Raw genomic sequence first — 14,026 nt, 5'->3', positions numbered from 1 at the left:
CTTGCAAAAACAGCATACGCTATTTCCAAGGACAGAAACGTTCCTGGGAGAAAGCTGGATGGCGTCACGCTACCACGAGGTCTATGACGGCTGGAAACGCGATCCGGAAAAATTCTGGGCGGATGCGGCCAAGGCCATCGACTGGTTCTCGCCGTTCGAAACGGTCTTCGATGCGAATGCCGGCGTCTATGGGCGCTGGTTTGGCGGCGCCTCCTGCAACACCTGCTTCAACGCCGTCGACCGCCACGTGGCGGGTGGCCGCGCCGATCAGATCGCGCTGATCCATGACAGCGCGATTTCCGGCACGGTCAGGAAATTCACCTATGCCGAATTGAAACGCGAGGTGATCGCGCTGACGTCGGTGCTGAAGAACCGCGGCGTCCGAAAAGGCGATCGGGTCATCATCTACATGCCGATGGTGGCGGAAGCTGCGTTTGCCATGCTTGCCTGCGCCCGTATCGGCGCCGTACATTCGGTCGTCTTCGGCGGCTTTGCTTCGCACGAGCTCGCCACACGCATCGACGACGCCAGACCGAAGCTGATCATTTCCGCCTCTTGCGGCCTGGAGCCCGGGCGGGTCGTCGCCTACAAGCCGCTGCTCGACAAGGCGATCGAGATGTCGCGGCACAAGCCCGAAGCCTGCCTCATCCTGCAGCGCGATCAGCTGCGCTGCGAGCTAAAGGAGAACCATGACATCGACTATGCCGACGCCGTCGCCCGCGAGCGGGCCGCGGGCGCCAATGTCGACTGCGTTCCGGTGCTCGCCACCGATCCGCTCTACATCATCTACACGTCCGGAACGACCGGCCAGCCCAAGGGCATCGTGCGCGACAATGGCGGCCACATGGTTGCGCTGAAATGGTCGATGGAGAACGAGTTCGGCGTCAAGCCGGGCGAGGTGTTCTGGGCGGCTTCCGACGTCGGCTGGGTGGTCGGCCATTCCTACATCGTCTACGGCCCGCTGCTGCATGGCTGCACGACCGTCCTGTTCGAGGGCAAGCCGGTCGGCACGCCCGACGCCGGAACCTACTGGCGGGTGATATCAGAGCATGGCGTGGTCGCGCTGTTCACCGCGCCGACCGCATTCCGCGCCATCAAGGGACAGGACCCCAAGGGCGAATTCGTCCCGAAATACGACCTGTCGAAATTCCGCACGCTGTTCCTCGCCGGCGAGCGCGCCGATCCGGAAACCATCAAATGGGCGGAGCAGAAATTGAACGTGCCGGTTATCGACCATTGGTGGCAGACCGAGACGGGCTCGCCGATGACGATCAACCCAGCCGGATTAGGGCTACTGCCGGTGAAATACGGCTCGCCCGGAGTGCCGATGCCCGGCTACGACATCCGTGTGCTCGACGATGCCGGCCACGAAGTGCCGCGCGGCACGTTGGGCAATGTCGTGGTCAAGCTGCCGCTGCCGGCCGGCTGCCTGCTGACGCTATGGAATGCCGATGACCGGTTTCGCCAAGCCTATCTCGAGGAATTCCCCGGCTGCTACAAGACGGCGGATGCCGGCATGATGGACGAGGACGGCTATTTGTTCGTGATGGCCCGCACCGACGACATCATCAATGTCGCCGGCCACCGGCTGTCGACCGGCGCCATGGAGGAGGTGCTGGCCGCGCATCCGGACGTTGCCGAGTGCGCTGTCATCGGCGTCGCAGATGCGATGAAGGGCCAGGTTCCGCTCGGCTTCGTCGTGCTGAATGCCGGTGTCACGCGTGACAGCGCCACTATTGAGACCGAGGTGGTCACGCTGGTGCGCGAGCGGATCGGCCCGGTCGCCGCCTTCAAGACGGTGGTCACGATCAAGCGCCTGCCCAAGACGCGCTCCGGCAAAATCCTGCGCGGCACCATGCAGAAGATTGCCGACAAGGAAGACTGGACAATGCCGGCGACTATCGACGATCCGGTCATTCTCGACGAAATCACCGCAGCGCTGCAGGGACGCGGAATCGGGCTTTAGCTGCTTTCGGAGCGCGGCAGGCGGATCGCGGCTTCGGACGAATACGAATTCATCCTGCACTGCAATCGTCTGTTGTGCAATGCAGCAATAGCCCTTAAACCTTTGCGTGGGGGGCCATTCCGAGGCACGGCATGGCTCAGCAAAAAACAACATTCGGCGGCGTCGACATCCTGCGTTTTGTCGCCGCTGTCCTCGTGATGGTCTACCACTACGGCTTCTGGGTGTGGGCGTTCCCCGAGGGCGTTTCGGCGCGTGCGACGGGCGGCATCCCGCCGCATCCGGAAATAGGCGGACTGGTCCAATTCGGATGGGTCGGCGTCCAGATATTCTTCGTCATCAGCGGCTTCGTCATCGCCTTCAGCGCCGAGCATTCCACACCGCTGCGGTTTTTCGAGGCAAGGGTGAAACGATTGGCGCCGGCCGTCTGGATTTGTGCGCCGGTCACCGCGATGGTGCTGCTTCTCGTCGATCTCAGTTGGCCGACGGACGCAGTCACCACGCTCATACGCACCGTCCTGTTCGTTCCGTTCAACCCCTGGGTCGACAGCGTCTACTGGACGCTTGGCATCGAGATCGCCTTTTACGCCATCGTCTGGATCCTGCTGCGGCTCGGCCGCTTCGACCTGATGGAAGCGGTGGCAGTTGCGCTCGGCGCTATCAGCACGATTTTCTGGTGCCTGTACTATCCATTCGACTGGACGGACCTTGCCGAGGCGCGCTGGCTCGACCTGCTCCTGGTGCATCACGGATGTTTTTTCGCGACAGGTGTGCTGTTCTGGCTGATGCGTTTCAAGGCAGTGACGCCCGCCCGCCTTGTCTTCTGCGCCTTGTTCCTGGCCGGCGGCGTGCTGCAGATCATAAGCGCTGTCGACGTCCGCAGCATCAAGGTCGAAGCCGCGATGCCCTACGGGCCGCCGATCGTCCTGTTCCTCGCTGCCATGGCGCTGATGGCGTGGTCGTTACGGCTCGATCTGTCCTGGCGCGGCTGGCGCCGGATCGGCCTGATGACCTACCCTCTCTATCTGATCCATAATGTCGTCGGCGCAGCCATTCTCGGAGCCTTGGTGCGTGCGGGAGTGCCATACCTGCTTTCGGTGGTCATCGTCGGGGCGACCATGATCGCCGCGAGCTGGCTGATTGCGATCGAGGCCGAACCGCGCATCCGGCTTCTGCTCGACCACACCATCTTCCGCTACCGTCTCAAGGCGGCGTAACGCGCCAGCGTCGTCACGCCGGTTCCTGGCTGCAAACGTCCTACGGTGGAATGTCCGGCACAAAGCAGGGTGCGAACGCTTTTGCGCGACCCGTCGTGGCTCGGCGACCTGATCAAGCGAGGAAATCGACCGGCACCCTAAGGAACGTCATTCTTCACCGACCCTACCGGCTCGTGCACAGGCTGCCTGTCATGGTCTGTTCGAGGGGCATTCGTCTTCGCTCACGACGGCCTCGGCCCGGTATCGGCCTGACGGCGCAAGACGACGATCTGCTCAATATCGGTCCTACAGACCGGCCTCAGCTGTTCACCTTCGTCCGCGCTTCCGACTTCTCCAGATAGTATGACGAATATCTGTCGAAGAATTTTTCCGAGCCGCCGATCGATCCATACTTCGCCAGCTTCTTCAAATCGACCTTGTTGAGGACGACGCCGACGATCTTGTTGGCGATATAGGATTCCGAACTCAATATGGATTGCACCATCGCACGCGGCGTGCGCCCCCACTCGGTCACGAGCACGAAGCCGTCGGCAAGCGGCGCAAAGGCCTTGGCATCGACCACGGGGCCGAGCGGCGGCAGATCGACGACGATGTACTGGAAGGTCTCCTTGGCATTGTCGATGAAACGCCGCATCCCGGCCGACGACAGAAGCTCGCTTGTGTGCGAGAAATGACCGCGCGGCACGGCGGGGACGATCGCCAGCTTGGTCTGCCGGTCGATCTTGCCGACGGACTGCCAGGTCTGCCCGCTCACCACCGCTTCCATCAGGCCTTGCTCGGCTTCCATGCCAAGGCTGCGGCTGAGGCCGGGGTTACGCAGGTCGCCGTCCACCAGCAGCGTTTTCGACCCGTTGGCGGCAAGCAATCCGGCCAGATTCGCCGCCACGGTCGACTTGCCCTCGCCGGGAAGGACCGAGATTACGCCGATGACCCGGCTGCCCTGCCCTTCCATCACCACGTCGAAGGCAATCTTGGCGCTGCGCAGCGTCTCGGAAAACATCGATGCCGGGGCGTCGATGCTCACCCGCATGCGCGCGCGTCTTTCAGCCGCCGACGCTGATTGGGCGGTTTTGATATCCGCCTGACCGTCATCGCGCTTGTCGTCCTTGGCGACCTTGCTGCCAATGATCGGCAGGTAGCCAAGGAATTTGAGGCCGACGCGATCGCGAACGTCTTCGCCGGTCCTGAAGAACCGCTCCCTGAACTCATTCAGGCCACCAACCCCGGCTCCCAACATCACGCCAAGCACGAGCGAAAGTCCCAGCACTATGGACGTGCGCGGGGTTGCCGCGGACTTCGGCAGCGTCGCGTCCGAGATGACGCGGATCTTGCCGACCGGGAAGGACTGCTGCTGGGAGGCTTCCTCGTAGCGGCCAAGGAACGTTTGATAGAGCGTCGAGAGCGCCGTTGCCTTCTGCTCCAGTTCGCGCAGCTTGACCTGCGACTGGTTGTCGATGGAACTCTTGCCAGCCGCTAACGCGACATTTGCACGGAGCGCCGTCTCGCGCGCGAGAGCGACTTCGTATTCGTTGCGGTAGCTTTCGGTCAATTGCTTCAGCTCGCCGAATATCTGCGCCGATATGTCGGCCCTTTCCTTGGCAAGTGCGACCGCCTGGGGATGCTCAGCCCCGAAATTGGCTTCGATATCCTGCTGCCGCTTGGCGACAGTGAGATAGCGGGTCTTGAGCGTTGAAATGATCGAGTTGCTCGGCTGGTCGGCGGATATCGCGGCGTCCCTGAATGCGTTGTCCGAACCGCTTTCGACGATCGACTTGTATTGCTGGTAGCGGGCGCTGGCGCGGGCGGTGTCGGCCTGCGCCTCAATGAGCTGGCCATTGAGGTCCGACAGTTGCTTGTCACTGATCAACTGGCCGTCATCGACGGCCAGCCCATGTTCGGCCCTGAACTTCTCGACGGCGAGCGCCGCTGCGTGGGAGCTTTCGCGAAGCTCCGTCAGCCGACCTTGCAGCCAGACCGCCGCCCGCTCGGTCGCATCGAAGCTCGCATCGAGCTGATCGGCGAGATAGGCGTCGGCATAGGCTTTGGTAACCGCGGTCGCAAGTGCGGGGTCCGTGGCCTGGTAGGCGATGGAGATCACATAGCTGCGACCGATGCGCTCGGCTTGCACCTCGTCCTGCAGTTTGAGGATTGCGTAATCGCGCCGCGACGAGGCAATCATCGCGTCACGCGTCGCCGGGTCAAGCTGAGTAACATCGGCCGTACCCACGGCGGGGTTGGGACGGAAATACCGGACCACGCCGCGCACAAAACCGGCAGCCTTCGACACGGCCGACGTCGGAGGGTTCATGAAAGCGTCGTTCTGATCGAGCTTCTGCTTGTCGACGACCACCGCCGCCAGTCTCGCCGAGTGGAGTATTTCGATCTGGCTCAGAATGGCGGAGTCGGTCTGCATGCTGACCGACGCCGCCGAGACCTCGTCAACGACCTTGTTCAATCCTTCATCGATCAGCACACGGCTCGTAGCCATGTAGGTGGGAGGCGTGGTCTGCAAATAGAGCACGCCCAGAAAAAGTCCGATGGCAGCGCATGCCGCAACCACCTTTGCCTGCCTTGCTGCCATGCCGAGCAGGCGCTCGACATCGATGAAATCGTCGGCGCTGACTGGGTCCGAACTCGGCAATGGTTTCCTCTTGTCGAGAGGAAAATTGGCATAATTCATCTTCGGTCCAATTCAAGTTTGCATCTAGAGCGGCGGTCTCTCAAGTCGAACGCGCCGCCGCTCTATTTTTGTTTGAGCCTCGGAAACCCTGTCTCCACTCGGGTCCGCTGCTCTCGTTTGCAGGCGCTAGAGCGGGAGCATCAGCATATGCCCAACGCAAGCTTCATGCCAGCCACCGCGAGACCTGGGCAGTCAAACATATCGGCATGTCTTGCGTCACCATTCATATGCTTGCTCCCAAAAAATGGGCTTTATGCGGCTTCCACCCGGCGCTCATGCAACCGGACGAACTCCTGAAGCATCTCGAAGATCGGTCCCTTCATGTCGTCGCGCGCCAGCGCGAAGGCGACATTGGCCTGGATGAACCCTTCCTTCGAGCCACAATCGAACATCCGGCCGTTGAAGGGCTGCGCGAAGAAAGCCTGGCTTTGCGCAAGGCGGACCATGGCGTCGGTCAGTTGGATCTCATTGCCGGCGCCGCGCTGCTGATTGCCGAGCAGCCCGAATATTTCAGGCTGCAGGATATAGCGGCCGTTGATGTAGTAGTTCGACGGCGCATTCGCCGGAGCCGGCTTTTCGACCATGGCGGTGACCTCGAAGCCCGAGCCGACATCGGCGCCGCAGCCGACGATGCCGTATTTGCTGGTCTCGGTCGGGTCGCAGCGCTCGACGGCGATGACGTTTCCGCCGGTCTGCGCATAGAGGTCCGCAATTTCAGCGAGACATCCGCGACCGCCGAAGGACACCATGTCCGGTAACAGCAATGCGAAGGGCTCGTCGCCGATGACTTCCCGGGCGCACCATACCGCATGGCCCAGACCTTGCGGTGACTGCTGCCGGATGAAGCTCGTCGCACCAGCCACGGGAAGCAGGCTTTCCAGCGCCTGAAGCTGCGCCGTCTTGCCGGTTTGCTCCAAAGTTCCGATCAATTCTGGATGCAGGTCGAAATAATCCTCGATGACCGCCTTGTTGCGGCCCGTCACGAAGACAATGTGCTCGATGCCGGCTTCGAACGCCTCGTCCACCGCATATTGCACGACAGGCCTGTCGACGACCGGCAGCATTTCCTTCGGCATCGACTTGGTCGCCGGCAGGAATCGCGTTCCAAGCCCCGCTACCGGTATGACTGCCTTCCTGACTTTCTTCATTGCATATTCCTTCTGAGGAGATCGACTTCAACCTGTCGCAGGCCGCGAAAACTATTTTTCAGCTGCCTGCACCCTTCACCTCCCCCGCACCCACGGCAAATTGCGCCGCCACCCTTCGCAGCCGAACGGCGATCGGCATGCCCATATGCCAAACCGCCGCCGGATCGCTGAGCGCCGTCCACACCGCCTTGAGTGGGGACCGCGCCTTGATGTGCTGGACCAGAGAAAGGAACGACGCCGCCTTGCGCAGGCTGCGCGTGCGCCTTGCGAAAGCGGCTGCGGCCTTTGCGTCCATCGAATGGGTTCTGGCGAAAACGAGGTCGGCCTTACGCATCGCCTCGACGTGATGAGGTTCGAGCACGCGGGAAATGGAGCCGGTCCGGATATGGTAGACATAGCCGGTCGTCGGCTCGACCACGCACTTGCCGCCCTTGGCCAGAGCACTGGCCAGCAAGATGTAGTCCTCGCCGATGATCAGGCTTTCGTCATAGCGAAGCCCGTTTTCGTTCAGAAACCGGCGCTGGAAGATCGGTTTGAGATAACCGAGATTGAACCTGGATTCGAAGACCACATTGCCGGCAATATAGTCCGCCAGCGAGATTTCACTCAAACCCTCGAGATAGTCGGCCGGGAACATCGTCTCTTCGGCAACACCGTCCTCGCGAACCACCTGGAGATTGTCAACTGCGATCGCGGCGCCCGCTTTCTCGGCGCGGTCAATCATGGTGCAGATCCGCCCGGGATAGACCGCGTCGTCGGAATCGAGGACCGCCACCCACCTGCCGCGGGCAAGCTCAAGGCCGACATTCCTGGCGCCGCCTGGACCGCGGTTTTGCTCAAGTGCGACGACGCGGACGATGTCTTCGGGGTAGGATCGCGCCAGATCGAGCGTCCGGTCGCGCGACTGGTCGTCGACGACGATCACCTCCACGCTGACATCGCGCTGGGCGATGGCGCTGGCGATCGCCCGCTCGATGGTCAGCTCCGAATTGTAGGCGGCAATGACAAAGGTGACGTCAGGCTGCACGCTTGCCCCCTTCCTGCGGCGAGGGCAGGCCGTATTGGCGGATTTCACGCACGCCGACAAGACCGCTCACGACGCCGACATGCATGATGCCGCGAAGCACGCTGCGGTTCCTGCGCACGGGACTGATGGCGACCGGGATTGCCGATGCGAAACAAAAAACCGCCTTTGCCGAGGCGAGGCCGACTTGCCTGACCAGCGCGAGGCCATGCGCGTCGCGCCCCAGCAGGTGCCCATGCGTCTGCCCGACGCGGAACCGGCGGCGACGGAGCCAGTCGAAGGCCGCCCTGGCGCGCGGCACCACTTCATCGACCCAGGCCTGCGGCGAAAAGGCGATGCGACCGCCGGCCTTGACCATGTGGTCGAAGAATTCGGTGTCCTCGCCGCCGGTCTGGCCACGCGCCAGGCTGAATCGCCGGCCGCGGAGGCTGTCGGCGCCCATACTGAGCAGGACGTTGCAGGTGTAGCCGGTGCGGATCTCGCCGCCCACCCAGACGGGCAGTGTGGAGTGAAAATCGCCGCGGCGCATCCAGTTGGGCGCATCCGGCCGATAGCGCGCCCGCACTGGCCCGAGCACGGCGGCAGCGCCACTCAAGTCCGCCGTTGCAACCAGTTCGACGAGCCATCTCGACGATGCCGTTTCGTCATCGTCGAGGAAGGCGACGAAATCCGCCGTGCTGGCGTCGAGGCAAGCATTGCGGGCGATTGAGATGTTGCGTGCCGGGCAATGACGATAGCTGATCGGCAGCTTCAGCGTCTCCGCCAGCGTCGCCACCAGCAGTTCGGCCGTTGGCCCGTCATCATTGTCGGCGACGATGACGCGGATGTCGAATCCCGAAGGCACGTCCAGGGCGGCTACCGAGCGAAGCGTGTCGGCAAGCTCCGGCCGCCTAAACGTGCAGACGCAGACGTCGACGCTGCGGTTTTTTTCGGCCACACCCATCACGCCACCCTTCTACGTTGCAATCGCGGTCCAAGCAGTTGCAGCCAGAAACCGACGGACCAGCCGAAATGCATGACCATCGCCGAAATCCCGGCAAGGGCGCTGTCCGGATTGCGCTGGCTGATCGCAATCCACACGCCATAGCCGAGACAAACCGACGCCCACACCAGAATCGGCATGACTGCCAGCCAATGCACGAAGAAAAAGGCAGAGAGGAGGACGACAGGGAACACCAGGAGCGGCACCACCTGCCGGACCTTCGGTATCATGCGGTGCTTGAGAACGTTCTTTGCCCGGCCGCGGCCATAGCCGAGATACTGGAAATAGAGGCCGGCGAGCGACGAGCGCGGGTAATAGATCATTTGCGTCTTGCCGCTCATCCAGATCCGGTAGCCGGCCTTGCGCAGCCGGTAGTCGAGCTCCGCATCCTCGTTGTGGCTGAACGTCTCGTCATAGCCGCCCACCGCCTTGAACGCCGAAATCCGCATCAGCGCATGGTGACCGTGGTCGACCCACTCTCCCGCCGAGAGATGCCGGTGCTTGGAGCCGCCCGTGCCGAGCTTGGAATTCTGTGCAGCCGCAACCGCGTTCTGCACTGCGCCGCTGCCGCTGGTCAGCATCGAGACGACGACCGAATCAGCGCCGGTGGCCAGCGCCTCTTCGACCAGCCGATCGCAATAATCCGGAGGGTAGCCGCCATGCGCGTCGATGCGAATGAAATATTCAGCCCCATCGCCGTACCTGGCGATGGCGAGATTGATCGCCGCGCTCTGGAGGCGCTTTTCATTGTCAAGAAGGATGATCATAGTATCCTTCCTGGCGATCTCCTCGACGATCGCCCTGGTGCCGTCCGTGCTACCGCCATCGGCAACGATGATCCGGGCGCCGAGCCTTTCGGCGGCCGGTCGAAGCTCGTGAACAAGCGCACCGATGTGAGCCGCTTCGTTCAGGCACGGAATCACGATCAGGTTGGACGGCATTTCGGTCTGCATCATCGACCCATCTCCTTCCCTAGCCATCCTAAGCCAGTGCCTCGGCAGCATATGAACCGGGCGCGACCGTCAATCCGCGAAGCTTCTCGACGAGCGCCCGGCAATCGCTGCGATCGTGGCTCCAGGTTCGCGGATTGCGGGCAAGAACACGCGCCCGCAATTTCCCGAAACGATGCTCCTCCAACTCGCCCAAGGCAGCCTCGAGTGCCTCGGGAGTGGCTTGAGGCAAGAGAACACCGATTCCCTGCTGGTCGAGGAACCGGCCGGTTTCGGTGTGGCCCATCGAGATCGGCACGGCGCCGAAGCGGCAGCCCTCGTAGAGGCGGTTGGGCAGCAGCCATTCAGAATTCAGCCCCTGCTCGAAAAAATCGATGGCCCAGGAAAAATGAACCTCACGGTAGATCGTCGCCATATCTTCGGGATTCCGATAGGGTCCGCCAAACGAGAGCCAGGGCTCAGAGTCGACGAAACCGTGGAAATCCGGAAATTCGGAAAGCGCCGGACGGCCCCTGAGGACGATTTCGAAGCGGCCCTCAAGTCGTCGGGAAAATTCGGCCAGCAACTCCAGGGAGCGGCGGCATCGGAGCGCGCCGAACCAGCCGATCCGCCAAGGCGGAGCGAAGGGCTCCGCCGCCGCGCGATCATTCAGCGAAACCGCGGCAGGCTCGAAATATTTGTTTTCGAGCAGTTCGACCGGCGCGGCAATCTGCCCGAACGGCTTGAAATAGTTTGCGATGAAGGCCGGCGAACTGGTGACTAGCAGCTTTACATCCCTGGCCAGATAGCGCTCCGCGCCACGCATCGCCTTGCCCAGAAAATCGTCGCGAAGCATCAGACGATGGATGTCGAGACACTCATAGACGATCGGCACGGTTGCCTGGAATGCCGATTTGGCACGCCGGGCAAGCGCCAGCATTTCCAGATTGCGCGCGATGATGAGGTCGGGTCTCGGCATCGAACCGAGTTTCGACCCGATCGAAACCGCCGCCTTGGTGACCGCTGCCAGCCGTTGGGCGAATCGGCCGTCGCGCGTTGCGCCAAGATCGATCGGATGCAAGCCCTCGACCTCGGCGATCGGGCTTGCTGACCGGCGAAAGCCCGCCAGTGTGACCTGGGCGCCGCCTGCCTTGAGCATTATGATCCGCCGGCGCACTGCCGGGTCGGAGACGTCGTGCACCAAGTACAAGACATGCAGCATGAAAAACTCGACCGCTGTTGGCCCACCCGAAAGAATCCTAGTACAGCTCGTGCTGCATCGCAACATTTTTGGTGCAGCATAGCAGGGATCGACGTTTTTTGTGTCGACGTTTTTTGTTGCGCTGCAAAATTATTGCCGTAGTTTGGTGGCAGCATCGGGCATGGGTCGGGACTCCGGACCGGCACGAAATCAGGGACCCTGAATTTGCAAGCCAATGCATTCGACCCGCCAGAGGGCTCTCTCCGCAGATCGGTCGGACGCGGCGCTATCATTACGGCTTTGGCGCAATCGGTGCGGGTTGCGACACAGATCGTCTCCGTCATCGTGCTGTCGCGCCTGCTCTCGCCGCAGGACTTCGGCGTCGTGGCGATGTGCGCGCCTGTGCTGGCTTTCATCGCGCTGTTCCAGGATTTCGGCCTGACCCAGGCGACGATTCAGAAAAGCGGAATCAAGCATGAGGAGGTCAATTACCTCTTCTGGGTCAATGTCGCGGTTAGCGCATTGCTCGCCTGCGTGCTTGCCGGCGCGGCGCCTCTGGTCGCCGCCTTCTATGGCGAACCGCGGGTGTCAGGCCTGGTGGCAGCACTCGGGCTGCAGATCATAGCCTATGGGCTGGGCGCCCAGCATCTGGCGCTGCTGACACGCCGAATGCAGTTCGCCCGCTTGGCCATCATCGACGTCGCAAGTGCCATTGTCGGCCTCGCCGTATCGATCGCCTGGACTTTCATAGACCGTTCCTATTGGGCGCTTTTTGCCGGCACCCTGACAGCAGCCGTACTGCCCACGCTTTGCTACTGGGCAAACTCGCGATGGCGCCCCAGCCTGCCGCGCAAGGTCAACGGCATTAGCGAGCTGATCAATTTCGGCGCCGGCATCACCGGGTTCAACTTCGCCAACTTCTTTGCCCGAAATCTCGACAATGTGCTGATCGGAAAATACTGGGGCGAAGCGCAGCTTGGACTCTATGACCGCGCCTACAAGCTGCTTCTGTTTCCGTTGAGCCAGATCACCAACCCGCTGTCGAAGGTCATGGTGCCGGCTCTTTCCAGGCTGAAGGACGAGCCGGATCGCTACCGCAGCGCTTACCTTCGCGTCATGCCGCTGATATTGCTGGTCGCACTTCCAGGTGTTGCCTTCGCCATCGCCATGGCCGACGTGCTGATACCGTTCGTGCTCGGCGAGCAGTGGCGGCAGAGTTCCAGCATCTTCCTGGCGCTCGGTTTTGCCGGGCTGCTGCAGCCGCTCAACAACCCGGCGGGATGGCTTTTCATCAGCCAGGGCCGCTCGGGCGATTTCATGCGCTGGGGCATCATAACAGCCTTGACGTCGGTGCTGGCCTTCCTGATCGGCCTGCCCTATGGCGCGCTGGGCGTGGCGATCGCCTATGCGGTCAGCGAGTATCTCAGAACGCCTTTTCTGTGGCTGTATATCGGAAAGACCGGGCCGCTGCGGGCAAGCCATATGCTTCGCGCGGCAACGCCCTTCGTGCTTGGCGCGCATCTGGCGCTTGCCGCGATCTGGTTCGCCAAGCCGTTGCTGCCGCAACAGCACATCTTCGCGATGGCGAGCGCGGTGGCGCTGTCCTACATGATCACGGTCATGACCGCGCTGGCGTTTGCTTCCGGCCGCGAGGCGTTGCGGGAGGCCCTAAAACTGTTGCCGGCACGGGCGCCTAAGGCAGCGCCAAGCGAGGCAAAGTAACTTGCACGGACATCCATACGAGGACCAGGTCTGATCCCATGCACTATCGATCGATCTCCGACATGAATGACGCGATTGTCAGGAACCTTCACCGGTTGCCGCGCGACATCGACCTGGTGGTCGGGGTCCCGCGAAGCGGCATTCTCGCCGCCACCCTGCTCAGCCTAACGGCGAACATTCCGATGACCGACCTGGACAGTTTCCTAGCCGGAAAGATCTATTCTTCGGGCGTCACCAAACGCCGCGCCGCGCTCGACCGCCAGGCGACCGATATGCGCAAGGTCCTGGTGATCGACGACAGCGTCAGCGGCGGCGCTGCCATGAGAGAGGCGCGCAGCCGGGTAGAGGCCGCCGGCATCAAGGCGGACTTCACCTTTGCCGCGGTGTTCGGCCTGCTGCCCCAACACGAGGAAACCGACATCGTCCTCGAGGTCGTGCCGCATCCAAGGATGTTCCAATGGAACTTCATGCACCACAAATTCCTCGCGCAAAGCTGCGTCGACATTGACGGCGTGCTTTGCCTGGACCCGACCGAAGCAGAAAACGACGACGGCCCCGCCTATGAGAAATTCCTGGGCGAAGCGCTGCCTCTGTTTGGCCCGACCCGCAAGATCGGCTGGCTCGTCACCAGCCGGCTCGAGAAATACCGCGCGCTTACCGAAGCATGGCTGGCAAAGCACGGCATAGAATACGACAAGCTGATCATGCTTGACCTGCCGAGCAAGGCAGAACGGCAACGGCTTGGCGTGCATGGCAGTTTCAAAGCCGATTTCTACCGCAAATCCGATGCCATCCTGTTCATCGAAAGCGAGCACCAGCAGGCCCTCAAGATCGCCGAGCTTTCCGGCAAGCCGGTGCTGTGCGTTGAAACGCATCTGGTAATTTATCCCGACACGCTGTCACTTCCGGCACTTGGACAGGCGGCGCGCAACCTTCCGGGTAGGTTAAGGCAAATCAGTTCGCCTGACGGGCGCAAGACGGCAATCAAGACCGTCGCGCGCACGCTGCTTGGCGAACGCGGTTACGAGACGCTCAAAAGCCGGGTCAAACGACCGGCTTGAACCCGGTTTCGGGACTTAAAGCGCGTCACGCGACGCGCGCTTTAATTTTTTTTATGCGGTCGTTGTCGCAAAACCGCTACGCACCCCCGGGTCAGGCCC

10 protein-coding genes are annotated in these 14,026 nt (G+C 62.0%); 4 read left to right on the top strand and 6 right to left on the bottom strand.

What is annotated here, in order from left to right; translation table 11 throughout:
* Positions 1-58: 58 nt before the first annotated feature.
* Entirely contained in the window at positions 59-1,966 is a 1,908-nt protein-coding gene (locus tag AC0L2Z_RS05800; protein WP_473627038.1) for a propionyl-CoA synthetase, read from the top strand.
* Between the two features lie 131 nt (positions 1,967-2,097).
* A complete protein-coding gene (locus AC0L2Z_RS05795) occupies positions 2,098-3,180 on the top strand; it encodes an acyltransferase family protein (protein ID WP_473627037.1) in 1,083 nt (360 codons plus the stop codon).
* A gap of 298 nt (positions 3,181-3,478) precedes the next feature.
* On the opposite strand, the gene AC0L2Z_RS05790 is transcribed toward AC0L2Z_RS05795, so the two are convergent.
* The 6 genes from AC0L2Z_RS05790 to AC0L2Z_RS05765 form a co-directional block, all read right to left on the bottom strand.
* Complete coding sequence (locus AC0L2Z_RS05790; RefSeq protein ID WP_128172944.1) at positions 3,479-5,860, bottom strand: polysaccharide biosynthesis tyrosine autokinase; 2,382 nt, start codon at positions 5,858-5,860, stop codon at positions 3,479-3,481.
* Between the two features lie 251 nt (positions 5,861-6,111).
* Entirely contained in the window at positions 6,112-7,008 is an 897-nt protein-coding gene (locus tag AC0L2Z_RS05785; protein WP_023796734.1) for a UTP--glucose-1-phosphate uridylyltransferase, read from the bottom strand.
* A gap of 58 nt (positions 7,009-7,066) precedes the next feature.
* Positions 7,067-8,035, bottom strand: a complete 969-nt coding sequence (locus tag AC0L2Z_RS05780) for a glycosyltransferase family 2 protein (protein ID WP_236379024.1) — start codon at positions 8,033-8,035, stop codon at positions 7,067-7,069.
* Entirely contained in the window at positions 8,025-8,975 is a 951-nt protein-coding gene (locus tag AC0L2Z_RS05775; RefSeq protein ID WP_473627035.1) for a glycosyltransferase family 2 protein, read from the bottom strand. Before AC0L2Z_RS05775 ends, AC0L2Z_RS05780 begins: the two co-directional genes overlap by 11 nt.
* Entirely contained in the window at positions 8,975-9,967 is a 993-nt protein-coding gene (locus AC0L2Z_RS05770; protein ID WP_473627071.1) for a glycosyltransferase family 2 protein, read from the bottom strand. Before AC0L2Z_RS05770 ends, AC0L2Z_RS05775 begins: the two co-directional genes overlap by 1 nt.
* Before the next feature lie 28 nt (positions 9,968-9,995).
* Positions 9,996-11,165 (bottom strand): glycosyltransferase family protein, encoded by a 1,170-nt coding sequence (locus tag AC0L2Z_RS05765; protein WP_473627034.1) that lies wholly within the window; start codon positions 11,163-11,165, stop codon positions 9,996-9,998.
* A gap of 204 nt (positions 11,166-11,369) precedes the next feature.
* On the opposite strand from AC0L2Z_RS05765, the gene AC0L2Z_RS05760 reads away from it, so the two are divergent.
* Together AC0L2Z_RS05760 and AC0L2Z_RS05755 are read left to right on the top strand one after the other, a co-directional pair.
* Positions 11,370-12,866 (top strand): lipopolysaccharide biosynthesis protein, encoded by a 1,497-nt coding sequence (locus tag AC0L2Z_RS05760; protein ID WP_353682530.1) that lies wholly within the window; start codon positions 11,370-11,372, stop codon positions 12,864-12,866.
* 38 nt (positions 12,867-12,904) lie between these two features.
* Positions 12,905-13,927, top strand: a complete 1,023-nt coding sequence (locus tag AC0L2Z_RS05755) for a phosphoribosyltransferase family protein (RefSeq protein WP_023796740.1) — start codon at positions 12,905-12,907, stop codon at positions 13,925-13,927.
* Positions 13,928-14,026 lie beyond the last annotated feature (99 nt).

Source organism: Mesorhizobium sp. WSM4850 (assembly GCF_055811735.1).
Note: the sequence above shows the minus strand (reverse complement) of the source record. Positions and strands in the feature narration are given on the sequence as shown.